The 18294-nt window shown below is 34.7% G+C and carries 14 protein-coding genes; 8 read left to right on the top strand and 6 right to left on the bottom strand.

Going from position 1 to position 18294, the window contains the following annotated elements; genetic code table 11:
• Positions 1–10 precede the first annotated feature (10 nt).
• The 8 genes from A9G03_RS02235 to A9G03_RS02200 all read left to right on the top strand — a co-directional run bounded on the left by A9G03_RS02235 (position 11) and on the right by A9G03_RS02200 (position 9713).
• Positions 11–1981 (top strand): vWA domain-containing protein, encoded by a 1971-nt coding sequence (locus A9G03_RS02235; RefSeq protein WP_065798349.1) that lies wholly within the window; start codon positions 11–13, stop codon positions 1979–1981.
• Positions 1982–1986: 5 nt separating this feature from the next.
• A complete protein-coding gene (locus tag A9G03_RS02230; protein ID WP_065798314.1) occupies positions 1987–2715 on the top strand; it encodes an ABC transporter ATP-binding protein in 729 nt (242 codons plus the stop codon).
• Positions 2708–3931 carry an ABC transporter permease gene (locus tag A9G03_RS02225; RefSeq protein WP_065798313.1) on the top strand — a complete coding sequence of 408 codons (1224 nt, stop codon included), beginning with the start codon at positions 2708–2710 and terminating at the stop codon, positions 3929–3931. The genes A9G03_RS02230 and A9G03_RS02225 overlap by 8 nt, the downstream gene beginning before the upstream one ends.
• The gene (locus A9G03_RS02220) at positions 3888–5501 is read left to right on the top strand and encodes an SUMF1/EgtB/PvdO family nonheme iron enzyme (protein WP_218837062.1); all 1614 of its coding nucleotides are present in this window, start codon (positions 3888–3890) and stop codon (positions 5499–5501) included. The genes A9G03_RS02225 and A9G03_RS02220 overlap by 44 nt, the downstream gene beginning before the upstream one ends.
• Positions 5501–6193: a hypothetical protein gene (locus A9G03_RS02215; protein ID WP_065634516.1), complete on the top strand. Its 693-nt coding sequence runs from the start codon at positions 5501–5503 to the stop codon at positions 6191–6193. Before A9G03_RS02220 ends, A9G03_RS02215 begins: the two co-directional genes overlap by 1 nt.
• Positions 6194–6195: 2 nt before the next feature.
• On the top strand, positions 6196–6678 hold the full coding sequence (locus A9G03_RS02210) for a hypothetical protein (RefSeq protein WP_065798312.1): 483 nt from the start codon (positions 6196–6198) through the stop codon (positions 6676–6678).
• A gap of 62 nt (positions 6679–6740) precedes the next feature.
• A complete protein-coding gene (locus tag A9G03_RS02205; protein WP_065798311.1) occupies positions 6741–8129 on the top strand; it encodes a VWA domain-containing protein in 1389 nt (462 codons plus the stop codon).
• A 99-nt stretch (positions 8130–8228) separates the two neighbouring features.
• The gene (locus A9G03_RS02200) at positions 8229–9713 is read left to right on the top strand and encodes a vWA domain-containing protein (RefSeq protein ID WP_065798310.1); all 1485 of its coding nucleotides are present in this window, start codon (positions 8229–8231) and stop codon (positions 9711–9713) included.
• A 118-nt stretch (positions 9714–9831) separates the two neighbouring features.
• Here A9G03_RS02200 and gyrB read toward each other — a convergent pair whose 3' ends face one another.
• The 6 genes from gyrB to A9G03_RS02170 all read right to left on the bottom strand — a co-directional run bounded on the left by gyrB (position 9832) and on the right by A9G03_RS02170 (position 18248).
• Entirely contained in the window at positions 9832–12243 is a 2412-nt protein-coding gene (gene gyrB, locus A9G03_RS02195; RefSeq protein WP_065634520.1) for a DNA topoisomerase (ATP-hydrolyzing) subunit B, read from the bottom strand.
• A 42-nt stretch (positions 12244–12285) separates the two neighbouring features.
• Positions 12286–13359, bottom strand: coding sequence for a DNA replication/repair protein RecF (gene recF / locus A9G03_RS02190; protein WP_065634521.1), 1074 nt, complete (start codon positions 13357–13359; stop codon positions 12286–12288).
• A gap of 51 nt (positions 13360–13410) precedes the next feature.
• Complete coding sequence (gene dnaN / locus A9G03_RS02185) at positions 13411–14514, bottom strand: DNA polymerase III subunit beta (RefSeq protein WP_065634522.1); 1104 nt, start codon at positions 14512–14514, stop codon at positions 13411–13413.
• 15 nt (positions 14515–14529) lie between these two features.
• Positions 14530–15888 carry a chromosomal replication initiator protein DnaA gene (gene dnaA / locus A9G03_RS02180; RefSeq protein WP_065634523.1) on the bottom strand — a complete coding sequence of 453 codons (1359 nt, stop codon included), beginning with the start codon at positions 15886–15888 and terminating at the stop codon, positions 14530–14532.
• A gap of 161 nt (positions 15889–16049) precedes the next feature.
• Complete coding sequence (ompA, locus tag A9G03_RS02175; protein ID WP_065634524.1) at positions 16050–17147, bottom strand: porin OmpA; 1098 nt, start codon at positions 17145–17147, stop codon at positions 16050–16052.
• A 192-nt stretch (positions 17148–17339) separates the two neighbouring features.
• A complete protein-coding gene (locus A9G03_RS02170; RefSeq protein WP_065634525.1) occupies positions 17340–18248 on the bottom strand; it encodes a recombination-associated protein RdgC in 909 nt (302 codons plus the stop codon).
• Positions 18249–18294: the final 46 nt, after the last annotated feature.

Genomic DNA, 18294 nt, shown 5'->3' with positions numbered 1-18294 from the left:
GAACACAGGTATGAAAAAAATAGCCGTTTCAAAATTAGTTATCAGTCTAACTTTTGCCTGTATGCCGTTGATAAGTTTAGCTGCTGAACCACTAAAACAAGAAGGTAAAACAACACTTTATCAACGAGTGTTAAGTACACCAACTTGTGAATTGAAAAAAAATATTACTGATCCAACAGGCGCGACATTACCTGCTTTTTCTCGATATTATGTGTATGAACGAAAAACAGATAATAATCAAGAGTGGCTTAGTATTGGGCCTGATTCATATGGTAATACAGTAGGTTGGATAAATAATTCCTGTGCAATAGCATGGAATATGCAAATGACATTGGTTTTTACCAATCCGGTTGATCGTGATCCTCTATTATTTTTTAAAGATAAAGAGGCTTTAACCAAAATTGTAGATTCAGATCAGCCCGAAACTTTGTTAAAACCCATTCGAGACTCACTAAATGCTGATAAAGCAACGCCTGAAATTGTGGCGCAAGAGCCGAAAGAGTATATTGATTTTAAAACGAACTTTTATTTGTTACCTATTTTACAAGGTGAAGAGGTAATGAATGGTAAAGGTTTTTATGAGCGAGTTTTAGAAGTCGCTTCAGTGAGTAAACAAGACAAATTGGTTAAAAATAACACTAATTCTAGTACCCCTAATAATCAAAGCCCGGATGATGCGGCTAATCAAGTTGTACCATTTAAAGCTGCAATTGTTTTTGTCATTGATTCAACCATATCAATGGATCCTTATATTTCAAGAACCAAAGAGGCGGTTGAACGTGTTTATCAACATATTGAAAAGGAACACTTACAAAATCAGGTTAAATTTGGTTTAGTATCGTTCCGTTCTAGTTTGAAAGCGTCAGATAAATTGGAGTTTGTTTCTAAAATTTTTGTTGATCCTAATAAAGTTCAAAATAAAGAAGAGTTCATGAAATTAAGTGCTTCACTCAAACAAGCGACTGTTTCAACTTCTTATTTTGCGGAAGATTCTTATGCAGGTGTTGCACAAGCGCTAAATGATATTAATTGGAATAGTTTTGGCGCGCGATATATGATTTTAATTACTGATGCTAGTGCCATTCCTGGTGACGATAAACTGTCTAGCACTGGTATGGATGCTGCGCAATTAAGGCTTGAAGCTCAGCATAAAGGTGTTGCTATTTATGCACTGCATTTAAAAACACCAAGTGGTGAAAAAGATCATCAAGTCGCTGCCGCGCAATATTCTGATTTAACCTACAATGATTTTATTCATAAATCACTTTATTACCCTGTTAATGCTGGTGATGTTCAAGAATTTGGTAAGAAGGTTGATTTATTAGCTGATGCGTTGTCTGAACAAGTAAAATTAGCGTATAAAGGTGAAGCATCTGTAGGTAATGCACTTAATGCTAAAGATGATGATTCGGATATGCTAAAAGATGCATTATTATTGAGTAAAGCAATGCAGCTTGCTTATTTAGGTGATACCAATGGAACTAAAGCCCCTTCAGTTTTTAAAGCATGGATTGCGGATAAAGATTTTGTCAAACCAACAATACCAACAGCAGAGCCTCGGATTTTATTAACTAAATCGCAATTGAGTGACTTAAGTGATGTGGTTAGTAAGATTGCTCATGCGGCTAATGATGGATTGATTTCTTCTGATGATATGTTTTCACAATTACGTTCTGTTGCCGCAGCTATGGGGCAAGATCCAAGTAAACTAAAGTCAGATTCAGTTACCAAAATTGCTGATTTAGGTTTGCTTGGCGAATATTTGGATAATATTCCTTATAAAAGTGATGTTACTGGACTGGATCAAGATACTTGGAAAAGCATGAGTGGACTTGAACAAGAAAAATTTATTCGTAATCTTAATAGCAAAATTCGTTATTATCAGAAATGTAATGCCGATGTTGATCGTTGGATTTCATTAGCTGAAGGTAGTGATCCTCGTGATAATGTTTATCCTATCCCATTAGAAATGTTACCGTAAAGCTCATGTTAACAATAAAGCAATTAGCCATCTCTCGCTCTACAGGCAAATCTTTTTTTAACGTTTGCCTGCCAGAGCTATCATTAAACGCAGGGCAAGTTGTCGTGATACAAGGCGATAGCGGGTCGGGTAAAAGTACGTTGCTTGAAATGATCGGCATGATTTTAAAACCTGATGAGTTGGATTGTTATAAATTGGTTTTAGATAATAGCGATATTGATATAGCTAAATTAATTCACCGTAATGATATCGATGAACTAGCGATTATACGTGCTCGCTATTTGGGATTTATGTTACAAACAGGTGGTTTACTGCCGTTTTTGACGATTCAGGAAAATATTGTATTACCACTTAAATTGCTCCAGTTACCTGTTGATATGTCAAGATTTGATTATTTAGTCGACAAACTTAACATTGCGCATTTACTCAGTAAATATCCTAAGCAGTTATCAATTGGTGAAAGGCAACGAGCATCGTTTATTCGTTCGATTATTCATAAACCTGCACTATTACTCGCTGATGAGCCGACTTCAGCGTTAGATCCTTATAACGCCAATTTACTGTTTGATTTGATTATTGAACAGGCAAAACAAGATAATATTGCCGCGATGATTGTTACGCATGATTGGCAACGTATTGCAAGTAAAGGTTTATTTACTTTATCGGCCAAATTAAACTCTCCACAATCATCAGTTTTTTTACCATTACAAAGCAAGGTAAGCGTCGATGAGTAAAATGATATTAAAATGGTTGCTAATCATCCGTTTATCATTGTCTGATTTATGGTACGACAAAAAAGTCTCATTTTGTATTATCGCATCGGTAATATCGGTTATTACGCCATTATTGTTATTATTCAGCTTAAAATATGGCGTAGTTTCGCAGCTACGGCAGCAACTACTTAATGATCCACAAAATTTAGAAATAAAGATTGTGGGGAATTTAAATCTGAATGATGCCATGTTTGACTGGATAAAAAAACAGCCTGAAACTGGCTTTGTGATTCCTTTAACGCGTTCGCTTAATACTCAAGCTGATTTAGTCAAAGATTCAAGCCACTTTGTGAGCAGTGCTGAAATTATTCCTACAGCGAGTGGTGATCCGCTCACACAGGATTTGCCTTCTATCAATGATAAAACTCAAATTTTATTAAGTGCATTATCAGCGGAAAAATTGCAAGTAACTGTGGGTAGTCATATAAAATTATTTATTACCCGTCAATTAGATGGCAAGTTCGAGAAAGGATCAATTGAATTAGAGGTCAAAGGTATTATTCCTGAGAATCGCTATAGTCGTGCTGCTGCGTTTGTCAGTTTAGATTTACTCATTGCAATGGAAAATTTTTATGATGGTTATCAAAGTGAATTATTTGCAACGAATACCGGTAAAAATAATCCGCCTCCTCATTCATTATTTGCAAGGGCTCGCATTTATGCAAATTCGTTAGATAATGTAGCGCCATTGTCGTTTAAATTAAGAGAAAAGAACATCGAAACACGCACACAGTCTAATGTCATTGAAAATGTTAAAGCGATTGATCGGGTACTCAATTTTATTTTTAGCGTGATTGCGATAACCGCAGGACTAGGTTGTATTTTATCGTTTGCGGGTTCGTTTCTATCAAATATTGAACGTAAGCGTAAAGATATAGCTTTTATGCGATTACTTGGTTTTCAATCCAAAGCGATAATGGGGTATTTAATCAATCAAGCCGTTATATTGAGTTGTTTGGCGTTTTTAGTTTCCTTTGTGCTATTTTTATTAGGAAATTATGCTTTTAATGCAGTGTTAGGTAAAAATTTGATTTCACAACCAATTGTAAGTCGCTTACAATTTTACCACCTTATCATTGCATTTTTGTTGTGTATAGTTATTTCAGGTGTCGTTGTAGCCATAGGAGGTCGACGTGCTATTAAGATCCAACCAGCAGAAAGTTTACGCGAAGCGTAACTTAAAACAAATTGCTTTTTGGGGATTAACTATAAGTTTATTTCCGTTGAGTTGCTATGCTGAACCTTGGAATAGTAATTTTTTCAATCCAAAACCCGCAAAAGATGATGTTATTTTGCCTATGCCGTGTGATGGTAGTTTGGTAATGAAAAAAATCTATACACCAACGAATAAGCCTTTAGATGATATTAAAGTTATTTTAGGCAGTAATCAAAAAGAGCTCGGTTTTGCCGAATATGCAACCCCCAATTATATTTCTGGTAGTTTTTCTGAAAAGGGAAAAGAGCGTTATTATTTGATTGGTAAATATGAAATAACCGCTTTGCAATATCAAGCTGTGATGAGTGATACTTGTCCCACAGCAAAACTAGCTCTTACCTTTCCTATTACCAACATTAGTTGGTTTGATGCTGTTGCTTTTACTGATAAATATAATCGTTGGTTGATTGAAAATCAGCCGAAGATTAATGCTAATACCTTACCGAAAGGTTATATCCGTCTACCTAATAATACCGAATGGGAATATGCAGCTCGGGGAGGTTCAAAAGTGACAGATTCTGAGTTTCGTGAAATGCGTTTCCCAATGACTGAAAATTTAGAAAATTATGCATGGTTTTCTGGCGCAAAATCAGCCAATGGTAAATTACAGCTTATAGGCCGTTTACAACCTAATCCTGTTGATCTTTATGATATGCTAGGCAATGCTAGCGAAATGATGTTTGATTCTTTTCGTATGAACAAACTTGATCGTTATCATGGTCAACCTGGTGGTATGACGGTTAGAGGCGGCAGTTATTTGACACCCGAATCGTCAATCACCACTGCTTTTCGTATTGAAAAACCGTATTATGATGATAAAAGTGCTTATAAAAGTATGGATGTCGGTTTTCGTGTGGTCTATACAACCGAAGTGATGTCTAGTAGCGATATTGTTAAAGAATTAGACAAAGAATGGAATGAATTAGGTTCAGAGGCCGAAGCCAATCAAAAACAAAATGTGGTGAGTGAACTTGAAAAAATCACTAAACAAGTCGAAGATGAAAAGACTAAAAAAGAACTCAATCAACTAAATACACTTTTACGTAGTGCCAATCAAGCTCGTGATGAACAGCGAAACCGCTCGATTCAAGCAGCGCTACAGTTAGGTGCATTTTTATGTGCGAATGTCTCTGACTTAAATAGTAAATTTGAATATAATAATAATTTATATAACACCATGAATAATGAAGTTTGTGAAACGAAAGATTCAGATAATGCCAATAATGGTGGTATGTGTTCACCTGAAAAACTCAATAATTTAAAACAGGTGCTCGATGAGTCGAAAAGTGCTAGGGACTTTATTTTAAAATATTATGCCGACACCATTGTTAGTACCGCATCAAATTATGAAAAAAATACTATTGATGAGCAAGCACAACCCACTCAATTTATTTTAGAAAACAGTGGTAAAGCGAATATGAGTGATTACTTAAAACTTTATTTACAACATATTAATCAATATATTGAATCAGGTAAGATCGAAAGAACAACTTGGCTGCAAGCTTGTAATGAGATAAAAGGAAAGAAATAATGAACAAAATGATAGGTACACTTGCTTTATGCATCTCACTCGTTTTAACTGGGTGCCAATCTACATCTGGCGGAGCGAGTACAAAAAATGTCGATCCTGAATTGACTAAAGGTACAACCGCTGAATTTTTTAGTAAATCTGCATGGCAATCTTGTGCTATAGGTGCAGGTATTACAGGGCTTGGCTGTGTGTTGTTGGGTGGAAAACCCGCTGCATGCCTTGCTTCTGCCGCTGTCGGTTGTGGGGTAATGATGGGTGGAAATTATTACTTGGATAAAAAACGAGCAGAATATGCTGATGCTGAAGCGCGCATTGATGCCTATATTCAAGATGTTCAACAAAATACCGCCGAAGTGCAATCAATTACTCAAAGTGCTAAAGATGTTGTGGATAGAAATTTAGCTACCCTTAATGCGCTAAATCAACAAATTAAAAGCGAAAGTGTCAATAAAAAACAAGCTCAGAAAGAGTTAACTCAAATCGATGCGAATATTGCTTACTTAAATGATAAATTAAAACGGATTAAGAAAGTTGAAAATGATTGGGTTAATCTGTCTGTTCAGGAACAACAATCAGGTGTAAATGTCACCAGATTGGATAAAGAAATCGGTCAATTACATAAACAAATAGCAGCACTTGAAAAACAAATTAATTTAGTTACTCAACAACGTTCAGCTGTTAAGGTTGGTTAATTATGAAAAAAATATCTTTTATCTCTGCTTTCTCACTTGTTTTACTCGCAGGTTGTTCTACAACTCCAGAACAATGTGATCCTAAAAATACTAATATCGGTATTATGGATAAAATAAGTTGCAATTATTCCGGTAATTATCAGGCTAGAATTGATCAGAAAAAACAAATTCTAGAAAATGAACAAAGGGCAAATCAACAATTTAAAGAGATTTATGCAAATATCGAAAAACAGAAAAACGATACTACGTTGAGTGTAAAACAGAAACAAGCTCAACAGCAGAAGTTAAAGCAAGATCTGTCTAAATTAACGAGCGAAATCAAAGCAAAAGCGAAAGGACGTGACGATTTATTAAAACAAGTCAATGACATTGAGCAACAATATAATCAAGTAAATAAATCAAGCAAGTCAGAAGTTGAAAAACAGGTCGAACTAGATAAGTTAAATAAAAAACTTCAACAATTACAAAAAGCATTGAATATTTAACTATACGAGACCCTCAATAGTATTATTTATTTGAAAACTTATATTTAAGGAATATATTACGCATGCAACGAATAGCAAGGATTATAGTTGACTCTAATGATTCACAAAAAATGGCTTTATTGGATCAATATAATTCTTTGTTATCGTTGCTAAAACCTCATTTAACCGAACGAACATTTTCAATTCTTGCGACGCCTCGACTAATTGATGATAATCAATATTTAGGTTGGTACACCGAACTTCAAGGACAGCCTACTTCACTAAGTAATGTTAATGATGAACTTGTGAAGAAACAAGTTACTGAAACGTTACAAACACGGATCAACGATATTGAATTATCCGTTAAGTCAATGCGTTTAGATAGTGAGCAACAAACATTAGTTTCGTCTTGGTTACCAAGAATTAAAAGTTTAGGTAATCAAATTTATATTGTTAATGGTGAACCTGTCATTGTTAATTCTTTTGAAGAACCAATTTTACCCAAACCTACGCCGGTTACGCCTGAGGTTGCCCCAAAATCATTTTGGCGATGGTGGTATTTGTTATTATTGGCATTATTGCTATTAGGACTTTTAGGCGTGTTATGGTACTTTTTTTGTCCATTTAATAAAGATAAAAAGCCTGATGTTATTCCGGAGTTAATAATTATTCCGCCTGTGTTAGTTAACAAGCCACCAGCCCCTGTTGTTGAACCACCGACGAAAGAGCCTGAACCTGTTGTTCAGCAACCTGTGCCTGAGCCAGTAGCTAAAAATTGTATTCGAAAAGAAGACGTCGCCAATAATAATGACGCATCTAAAATGGTAATAATATTTGATAATTCAGCATCAATGACATTGACATTAATGGAGTCAAAATCCGCAATAGATAAATATTTAAAAACTAATTTGAATTCCATGTCAGAAAGTGAAGCCAACGCTTATGAAGCAAAGATGACTAGGTTACCTAATCGGTTATCAAGTAGTAAAAAAGTGGCATTATCCACAATTGATAAAATACAGCAAAATATTGATATCGCATTAGTGACACTTACAAGTTGCCCGGTCGCTCAAACTACATCATTTTATAATTATACTAATCGATCAAAGTTAAAAAATAAAATCAATAAATTAAATCCGTTAGAATATAACAGCGCAACGCCACTTTATAGTGGTATACAACAAGCCAGTAAATTACTTAATGGCGTAAACCGCGATGACTATATTTTAATTATTAGTGATGGTGATGATAATTGTACGAAAAGTAATATTTGTACGTTAGCGAGTAATATAGCGGCTAAGCAACCACGTTTGAAAATTAATATTGTCGACATTGCAGGGCAACATAAAATTGACTGTGTTGCTCAAAGTACTGGTGGTAAAGTTTACATAGCACAAAATCCAACAGAAATTGTCAATCAAATGAATCATGCTGTGTCTGATATGAATATTAGTAAACCGATTTGTGAGTAGTGTAAAGCGATAATAAATTTTTGATGTTGTTGATAAAAACAGCCTTGAGTTAATAAGCTTGTTTATTCTATGTTCAAAATAGAAGGAAATGCGTGAATAATGCAACGAATAACCCGGATTTCAATTGATCATAATGATTCAACTAAGTTGGCTTTATTGGAGCAATACTCCTTAGTGTTATCGTTGTTAAAACCGCATTTGACAGAACGCACTTTTTCCATTTTTGCTATACCTAAACTTATGAGTAACAATGACTATTTAGGTTGGTATACTAATCTTGAAGGGCAACCGATATTAATTGATAATGTTGCAGATGAATCGCATAAGCAAAAAATAAAAGATACATTAACCACGCGAATTAATGATATTGAAACGGCGATTAAATCAATTCCTTTAAATGATGAACAACAAAAATTGATAGCTTCATGGTTGCCTAGAATAAAAAACTTAGCCAATCAAGTTTTTGTTATTAATGATGAACCCGTTATTATTTTCGATCTGGAAAAACCCGTTTTATCGCAACCGGTTATTCCCCCTGTTACGGTTTCAAAATCATTTTGGCGTTGGTGGTATTGGTTAATTTTGGCATTGCTATTACTAGGATTATTGAGCCTATTGTGGTACTTTTTTTATCCATCTTCATCAGAAAACAAGGTGAAATCTGTACCTGAGTTAATTATTATTCCGCCAGTATTAGTCAATAAACCTGAACCTGTATCTAAGCCGGCTCCGGTAGTGGAACCTCCGAAAGATCCGCAAGTTGTCGCTACGTCAGAACCTGCTCCCGTACCTGCTATAGAGCCAGAGCCTGTAATTAATTTTGAAGAAGTACCGAAAGTTAAACCAAAACCTAAGGTTAAAAATCCGCCTAATTGTATCACCCAAGATGAGATAAAGAACAATCCGAATCCATCAAAAATGGTTATTGTGTTTGATAATTCCCTTTCGATGACTGCAACTTTAGCTGAATCGCCAGCAGAAGTTGAGCAATTCTTTCAATATCTGTCTTATGGTTATCCTCGTTATATGTCCGAACAGGAAAAGGCTGATTATCAGAAAAAAATGACGCGTTTACCGAGCCGTTTATCGACAAGTAAAAGCGTAGCGTTATCTAGTATCGATAAAATACAACCCAATATTGGTATATCGCTTGTCACGTTAAATCGCTGTCCGGCGGCAAATTTTACGCAATTTTATGATTATGCTGGTCGTAGTATTTTAAAAAATAATATCACTAGACTTAATCCATCAGGTGCTGGTGGGGGTGGAACACCACTTTATAGTGGACTTGAAAAAGCGAGTAGTATGCTAGATGGTGTGAATCGTAATGATTATATCTTGATCATCAGTGATGGTGAAGATAGCTGTTCAAAGAACAATATTTGTACTTTAGCGAATTATATTTCGACGCAGAAACCAAAATTGAAAATTAATATTGTCGATATAGCAGGCGAACATAAAATTGATTGTGTTGCGGATATGACCGGAGGGAAGGTCTATATCGCTCAGAGCCCAAAAGATATGATTAAACAGATGAACAATGCGGTGTCTGATTTGAAAATAAATAGACCTGTTTGCCAATAAAGACAATTAAGGCATTAACTTATTTTAAAAGATAAGTATAACTTGCTTTAGCCATCACAATAAAAAAAACCAGATATTTATCTGGTTTTTTGTTATCTGTAATAGGGTTGATAGGCTGTTAAAAATCAAGATTAGCCGCTTTTAACGCATTTTCTTCAATAAATAACCGACGTGGTTCAACTTCATCTCCCATTAAGGTAGTAAACAGCTGATCAGCTTCGATTGCATCTTTTATGGTCACTTGTAACATGCGACGGCTGGTTGGATCCATAGTTGTTTCCCATAACTGTTCTGGGTTCATTTCACCAAGCCCTTTATAGCGTTGAATGGTTAAACCACGACGTGATTCTTTGATTAACCATTCTACTGCTTCTTCAAATGAGTTAACTGGCTGTTTGCGATCACCTCGTTGAATGAAAGCACCATCTTCCAGTAAACCTTTTAATTGCGCACCTAAATGACAAATATTACGATATTCATTACTATGAATAAACACTTGATCTAATGCATAGTTATTATCAACACCATGTGTTCTTACTTTAATTACTGGCACATATAATTGTGTTTTATCATTATAATCAGCAGAATAGCGATAACTGCTACCGTGTTGTTCTTTGCTGGTTAAATTATCAATAATGGTTTTAGCCCAATGTTGTGCTGATTGTTGATTTTGTAAAATCTTTTCATCTAACACATCATGATAAACCAATTCAGAAAGTAACGCTTTAGGATAACGGCGTTCCATTTTGGTAATGAGTTTTTCAACTTTTTGATATTCAGCAATCAGTTTTTCAAGCGCTTCACCAGCAAGTGCAGGGGCATGATCATTAACATGTAATGAGGCATCTTCTAACGCTAATGCAATTTGGAATTGTGTCATTGCATCATCATCTTTAATGTATTGTTCTTGTTTGCCTTTTTTAACTTTATAGAGTGGAGGTTGTGCGATATAAACATAACCACGCTCAATAATTTCAGGCATTTGACGATAGAAAAACGTGAGTAATAATGTGCGAATATGTGAACCATCGACATCGGCATCGGTCATAATGATAATGCTATGATATCGCATTTTATCTGGATTATACTCATCACGACCAATCCCACAACCTAATGCTGTAATTAATGTTGCGACTTCTTGAGAAGAGAGCATTTTGTCAAAGCGAGCTTTTTCAACATTTAGAATTTTACCTTTTAATGGTAAAATTGCTTGGTTTTTACGGTTTCGTCCTTGTTTGGCTGAACCGCCCGCAGAGTCCCCTTCCACTAAATAAAGTTCAGATAAAGCAGGATCTTTTTCTTGGCAGTCAGCAAGTTTGCCTGGTAAACCGCCTAAATCCAATGCACCTTTGCGTCGAGTCATTTCACGTGCTTTACGTGCTGCTTCACGCGCTCTGGCTGCATCAATAATTTTACCGACAACAATTTTCGCATCAGAAGGATTTTCAAGTAGGTATTCGGTTAACTTTTCACCCATAACCGATTCTACTGCTGATTTAACTTCTGATGAAACCAATTTGTCTTTTGTTTGTGATGAGAATTTAGGATCAGGAACCTTGACAGATACGACAGCAATAAGCCCTTCACGTGCATCGTCACCGGTGGCACTAATTTTTGCTTTTTTACTGTATCCTTCGCTTTCCATGTAATTATTTAGTGTACGAGTCATGGCGCCACGAAAACCGGCTAAATGGGTACCACCATCACGTTGAGGAATATTATTAGTAAAACAGTAGATATTTTCTTGGTAACCATCATTCCATTGCAATGCAACTTCAACACCAATATTATCTTTTTCGGTACTAAAGTAGAATATTTTAGGATGAATTGGATTCTTATTCTTATTCAAATATTCTACAAATGCTTTAATACCACCTTCATAATGGTAGTGTTCACTTTTACCTGTACGTTCATCAATTAATTTAATAGAAACGCCAGAATTTAAAAATGATAGTTCACGTAGCCTTTTTGCTAAATGCTCATAGACAAATTCAATATTGGTGAACGTTTTTGGACTTGGCCAGAAACGAACATAAGTCCCTGATTCAGTGGTTTCACCAATAACTTTAAGTGGTTCTTCTGGCACACCTAAATGATAGGTTTGTTTGTGTATTTTTCCTTCACGATAAATGACAAGTTCTAATTTATCAGATAAAGCATTAACTACCGAAACACCAACACCGTGTAAACCACCCGATACTTTATAGGAATTATCATCAAATTTACCACCAGCATGTAAAACAGTCATGATGACTTCAGCCGCTGAGATACCTTCTTCTTTATGAATACCGGTTGGAATACCACGTCCATCATCACGAACGGATACAGAATTATCAGGGTGAATGATTACTTCGATATGGTTACAGTAACCAGCTAATGCTTCGTCAATGGCATTATCAACGACTTCAAAAACCATATGATGAAGGCCTGTTCCATCATCGGTATCTCCAATATACATACCAGGACGTTTGCGGACTGCATCAAGCCCTTTAAGCACTTTAATACTAGATGAATCATAAGAGTTAGACATGGATTTTTTGACCTATTTAATTTCTTTTATCGTTTCGTACAATTATGAAATTATACCAGATTTTATGTTAAAAATCTTATCATTTTCATCGATCATCTGGGTTATTTGGTCTTGGTTAACGGCTGTAATAAACACTTGTGAATTTGCAAGTTTTAAACGTTTTGCTAATAGATTTCGTTTATTGTTATCAAGTTCAGAAGCAAAATCATCAATTAAATAGATACATGATTGCCCTGTTTGTTTTGAATAATACTCACCTTGTGATAAACGTAAAGCACACATGAGTAGTTTTAACTGACCACGTGATAAAAGATCTTCAACGGGAATGTTGTCAACTCGCAATTTGATATCTGCTTTATGTGGACCTTGTGAGGTATAATTAATTAATTTATCTCGTTCAAATTGCTTATAAAGTATTTCTGCATAATCACTGCTGTGTTCCCAACCTTGATAGTACAGGCAATTTAATTGATATTCAGGTAGAAAATCTTCACAGGTTTTTATAATTTCTGGAAAAATATGTTGAGTATAATCAGCCCTAATCTGGCTTATTTTTTCAGCAACCGGAACTAGCTGTTTATCCCAAGGTAATAGTTGGTTATAGTTATAAGATTGTTTTAATAACGCATTACGCTGTTTATATAATCGTTTTAAATTGTTCCAAAGATAGACAAATTCGGGATAATGGTGAAAGCAGCCCCAATCGATAAAAGCTCGTCGATATTTAGGACCACCAGTGAGTAAATCAAAACCCTCTGGCGTAATGAGTTCAATAGGCAATAGTTTTGCTAAATCAGTGAGCCGAAAACCTTCATCACCATCAATTTTTATTTTATTTTCATTATTGCGTGTTTTTGATAAGCCAATTGTGCGGGTTTGTTGATTGGCAGATTCAATTTGGCTAAATAAAATTAATTCAGGTTGTTCATGTTGTATAATCCGATTGGATTGAATATGCCTAAATGCTCGGCCATGTCCAAGCATGTATATTGCTTCAAGTAGGCTTGTTTTTCCACTACCATTATCACCAATGATATAGTTGAAATGCCGAGATAACGATAACTCGGCATGATCAATATTACGAAAATGATGAATTTTGATTTGTGAAATTGTCATATAGTATTAAATAAGGCTTCCGACTGGATCGGAAGCTAAGAGAAGTTATGATTATAAGCGCATTGGCATGACAACATATGTAGCAGATTGATCATTGATATCTTCAATTTGAACACTGGATGTTGCATCAGTTAATAAAAGTTGTACGCTATCACATCTTAGAGTATTTAATATATCTAATAAATAGGTGACATTGAAGCCGATTTCGAGTTCTGATGATTGATATTTAACATCAATTAATTCTTCAGCTTCTTCTTGTTCTGGGTTATTGGCAGTAATTTTTATCTGATCATTATGTACGTATAATCTTATTCCACGAAATTTTTCGTTGGATAAAATTGCCACGCGAGATAATGCATTTCTTAATTCATCACAAGATACTTCAAGTGGTTTATCTGGGTTTCTAGGTAATACGCGTTTATAGTCGGGAAATCTACCATCGATGAGTTTTGAGGTGAAGGTAAAATCGCCAAGATTAACACGTAAATTATTATTACCAATTTGCATATTGATCGGTTCTTCATTATCGGCAACTAATTTTGCAAGTTCTATCACGCCTTTTCTTGGCATAATCACTGAGCAAGGGCTAGCAATATTTTGACCAATTGGTTGAGCGCAAACGGCTAAACGATGCCCATCAGTTGCAACTGTCTTTAATAGTCCGTCTTCAATTTCAAATAACATACCATTTAAGTAATATCTTACATCTTGATTAGCCATTGAAAATTGAACAGCATCAATAAGTCGTTTTATTGTTTTTTGCGGAACCGCAAGATCAACATCACTTTGCCAATTTTCTAAATTAGGAAAGTCACTAGCTGGTAAGGTTGCTAAGGAAAATTTACTTCGACCCGATTGAATTATTAATCGATTATCGTCAACGGTTATCGAAATTTGCGCATTATTGGGTAAATTTCGACAGATATCGAGGAATTTTCTTGCTGGGACTGTTGTCGCACCCGGTTCATTTGCTTCAGTTAAAGGTAAATGCGCAATCATTTCGATTTCAAGATCGGTGCCTGTCATTGATAAAGTATTATCGTTCACTTGTAATAATAAATTACCTAAAATGGGTAACGTTGGACGGCTACTTAAAGGTGCGCTGACAAGTTGCAGTGGTTTAATAAGTTTTTCGCGATCAATAATAAATTTCATAATGTTGATTCTTTTTTAAGTTGATAATGTTCGAATTAAATTGGAATAATCCTCTTTAATATCATTGTTTTCTTCTTTTAATTCTGCAATTTTTCGACATGCATGTAAAACGGTAGTGTGATCTCTGCCACCAAATCCATCACCAATTTCAGGTAAACTTTTATTGGTTAATTCTTTCGCTAATGCCATCGCAACTTGACGAGGTCTTGCTACAGAGCGAGAGCGGCGTTTAGATAATAGGTCCGATACTTTAATTTTATAATATTCCGCCACAGTTTTTTGAATATTTTCAATAGTAACGAGTTTTTCTTGCAATGCGAGTAAATCTTTTAACGCATCTTTAACAAAATCAATCGTTATCGCTTTACCTGTAAAATTAGCATTAGCAATAACTCGGTTTAATGCACCTTCTAGTTCTCGTACATTAGAGCGTAAGCGTTTAGCAATAAAAAATGCCACTTCTTCAAGTAACTTTATATGATTTTCTTCTGCTTTTTTCATTAGTATTGCAACGCGAGTTTCAAGTTCTGGCGGTTCTATTGCTATTGTTAGTCCCCAGCCAAAACGTGATTTTAAACGATCTTCAACACCATTTATTTCTTTAGGATAGCGATCAGATGTCAAGATAATTTGTTGATTACCTTCTAATAATGAGTTAAAAGTATGAAAAAATTCTTCTTGTGAACGCTCTTTATTGGCAAAAAATTGTATATCATCAATTAATAACGCATCGACTGATCGATAGTAATTTTTAAATTCTTCAATAGCATTATTTTGTAATGCTTTGACCATATCTTGCACAAATCGTTCCGAATGCATATAAACAACTTTAGCATTATTTTGTTCTTCAATTATTTGGTTACCAACTGCGTGCAATAAATGTGTTTTACCCAAACCCGTTGATCCATATAAAAATAATGGGTTATAGGCTTTACCTGGGTTTTCAGCAACTTGTTTTGCCGCCGCGACAGCAAGTTGGTTAGATTTGCCTTCTACAAAACTATCAAAGGTATGTTTTTGATTGATTCCTGAATGATAACTATGGTTACTATTATTTTCTTTGGTTGTTTTCCATGCAGGAGCCAGATCAGCTTTCGGTTGTTCTTTTTTTACTTTTTTATCAATTGATAACGTAGAGCCAACTTCAAGATATAGCTTTAAAGAATCGTTATTGAAATGTTTATTTAATAGTTGTGATATAGTTGAGAGATATTTATTTCGAACCCAATCGAGCACAAATCTATTTGGGGCATAGATATAAAGTTTATTATCAACCATTTCCGCTTGCAATGGCCGAATCCATAAATTAAATTCAGTTGTCGGAAGTTCTTCTTGTAATTGAGAAAGACAATCTTGCCAAATAGCGGTAGGCACAATAACCCCTTTAATTATAATTACTAACAAAACAGTACTGATTATAATCTTTTTTGTGGGTAATTTATAGATCGAAGGTGATATATTATTTAGTTACTAACCAAATCTTATAAATAAAAAACCCGGCTGATGCCGGGTTTTAGTGATTAAATCAATCAAAATTAATTGGTTGAGTCGATCACTTTCACTTCTTTAACGTTACGTGCTTTAACTTCAATTTCAACACGACGATCTGGTGCTAAACATGCTTTTAAGTCAGCGCCGCGAAGTGCATTACATTTAGTACCTGTAACTGGTTGAGATTTACCCATACCACGAGCACTAATTAAATCAGCTGGAACACCTTTTTCTACTAGGTATTTCATTACTGAATGTGCACGTTGTTCAGATAGTTTTTGGTTGTAGCTGTCTGAACCAATACGGTCTGTATGGCCAATTACAACGATTGCACTTTGAGTTGGGTTAATTTTAACAAGAGATGTTAATAGGTTATCAAGTGCTTGACGTCCTTCTGGTTTTAAATCAGCTTTTGCATAAGCAAATAGAACATCTTCGTTTAATACATAACGGTTTTCTTGAGTTTTAACTTCAACTTCTGGAGCAGCAACTGCTGGAGAACCTAAACGGTAAGTAATACCTAAAGTTAACAAGCCTGAATCAGGTGATGCATCACTTTTAGTATGAATATGTTGAGTGTATTGGTATTCTAAACGAGTAGAGAAGTCTTCGTCGAAGCGATAATCAAGACCTAATGCATAAACTGGTGATACATCAGTTTTAGTGCCGCCATGACCATAGTAGTCTTTATAATCACCACTATTTTTCCATTTAGCGATAGTTACCATACCACCAGCACGACCATAAACATCTAAATCGTCAGAGATGAATGATAATGGATAGCTTAATTTACCAGTTAAAGAAACACCTTGTGCAGATACTTTGCTGTTACCTGCTTTAGTATTATCATCTGACCAAGTTCTTTTATATTTAGCTGAACCTAACCAATCATAGCCTAATTCAAATGCTAAATAAGGGTTTGCTTGGAAACCAACAAATGCACCGCCAGCAACGTTGCTACGATCTGAAGTTTTGATGCCAATTTCATCATCACCGCGAACTTTATGAGCATCTAAGCTATAGAGTTCTCCCCAACCTAATTTAGCACCTGTATAAAAAGTGTTGTCTTCGTATGCTGCATTAGCTGCAGTAGCTGTTAAGCTTGCAACTGCGATTGCTAGAGCTAGAGTTGTTTTTTTCATTTTCTTGCCTCAACTTATATGTTGTTATAGACGTTGTTTAGTTTGTTTTTATTTAAGTTTATTTGAAATAAACTAATAATAATTTATCTTCAAGTAAATTATGCTATACATAATCTTTTGTGATTATAGCATACTTTATATGCAAAGCTAGAGTTTATAATACAACACTAAAAAAATATTTAAATAATATTATCAAATAATTTTGTTAATCACGAGTGTAAACTCATTAATGGTATTAGCTAAAACGTTTGACATAATAATAAAATCAGCTTCGAGACGCTTATCAAATTCATCTGAGCCAATATCTTCATTTTCATCTAAAATGATAGAATCAAACTTGATTCTTTTTAACGTCAAATCACTGTGTACAATGAAATTCACACCTCTATCATCAATAATTTTCATTTTTGTGATCCATTTTCCTGAATCAAAATGAATTAGCATTTCATCACTAGTGATATCTTGATTTTTACAACTAATAATGCCATTTCCTTCAAGCGGATCTTTCAATTCAGCTTGATCGCCTAATATAAAAGGTGGAAAACTAAGTTTTTCTTTAGCCCAAGTTGTTAATATTTGTTCTAGCGGTTTATCAATTGATAACGGTGTTAAGGCAAGTGCACCTAACTCTTTACGTAAAATAGCTAAAATATCTTCGGCTTGTTTAAAATTGCTACTATCGACAATGATACGTTTATTGTCGGTATCAACCCAAAGCCAATAGTGATTATATTTACTAAAGGCTCGAGGCATGAGATCAATCATGACCTCATCTTTTAATGTCGCTTTCTCATTTTTAGTTAATTTTCTACTTAATGTTTGCTCTTGTTTATCTATCTTTTCCAATAATGCTTGTTTGATAACTGGCGCAGGTAATATTTTTGTCTCTTTTTTTATACGTAATAAGAATTGTCCATTGATATCAATAATTAAATTATCTTGATTGTCATCACGATAAGGTGATACCCAACCTATTTTAGTGGTATCAAGGTTACCACAGGGTGTAAAAAGTTGGGATTTGACTGCTTTTTCAATAGTGTCTTTATTTAGTAAGGTGTCATTATTAAGTTGGTAAATAATGGCATTTTTAAACCAAAGCATGTTATTACACTTCCTAAGTTTTATTTAGGATAACTATTTTACCATA

This window comes from Gilliamella sp. wkB171 (assembly GCF_001693755.1).
Lineage (GTDB): Bacteria > Pseudomonadota > Gammaproteobacteria > Enterobacterales > Orbaceae > Gilliamella > Gilliamella apicola_F.
This window is presented reverse-complemented; position numbering and strand designations above follow the sequence as displayed.

Bases quoted from the DNA above. Each gene is read 5' to 3' on its own strand.
- A9G03_RS02235 (WP_065798349.1), top strand. From the start codon at position 11: ATGAAAAAAATAGCCGTTTCAAAATTAGTTATCAGTCTAACTTTTGCC.
- A9G03_RS02230 (WP_065798314.1), top strand. From the start codon at position 1,987: ATGTTAACAATAAAGCAATTAGCCATCTCTCGCTCTACAGGCAAATCT.
- A9G03_RS02225 (WP_065798313.1), top strand. From the start codon at position 2,708: ATGAGTAAAATGATATTAAAATGGTTGCTAATCATCCGTTTATCATTG.
- A9G03_RS02215 (WP_065634516.1), top strand. From the start codon at position 5,501: ATGAACAAAATGATAGGTACACTTGCTTTATGCATCTCACTCGTTTTA.
- A9G03_RS02210 (WP_065798312.1), top strand. From the start codon at position 6,196: ATGAAAAAAATATCTTTTATCTCTGCTTTCTCACTTGTTTTACTCGCA.
- A9G03_RS02205 (WP_065798311.1), top strand. From the start codon at position 6,741: ATGCAACGAATAGCAAGGATTATAGTTGACTCTAATGATTCACAAAAA.
- A9G03_RS02200 (WP_065798310.1), top strand. From the start codon at position 8,229: ATGCAACGAATAACCCGGATTTCAATTGATCATAATGATTCAACTAAG.
- gyrB (WP_065634520.1), bottom strand. From the start codon at position 12,243: ATGTCTAACTCTTATGATTCATCTAGTATTAAAGTGCTTAAAGGGCTT.
- recF (WP_065634521.1), bottom strand. From the start codon at position 13,359: ATGACAATTTCACAAATCAAAATTCATCATTTTCGTAATATTGATCAT.
- dnaN (WP_065634522.1), bottom strand. From the start codon at position 14,514: ATGAAATTTATTATTGATCGCGAAAAACTTATTAAACCACTGCAACTT.
- ompA (WP_065634524.1), bottom strand. From the start codon at position 17,147: ATGAAAAAAACAACTCTAGCTCTAGCAATCGCAGTTGCAAGCTTAACA.
- A9G03_RS02170 (WP_065634525.1), bottom strand. From the start codon at position 18,248: ATGCTTTGGTTTAAAAATGCCATTATTTACCAACTTAATAATGACACC.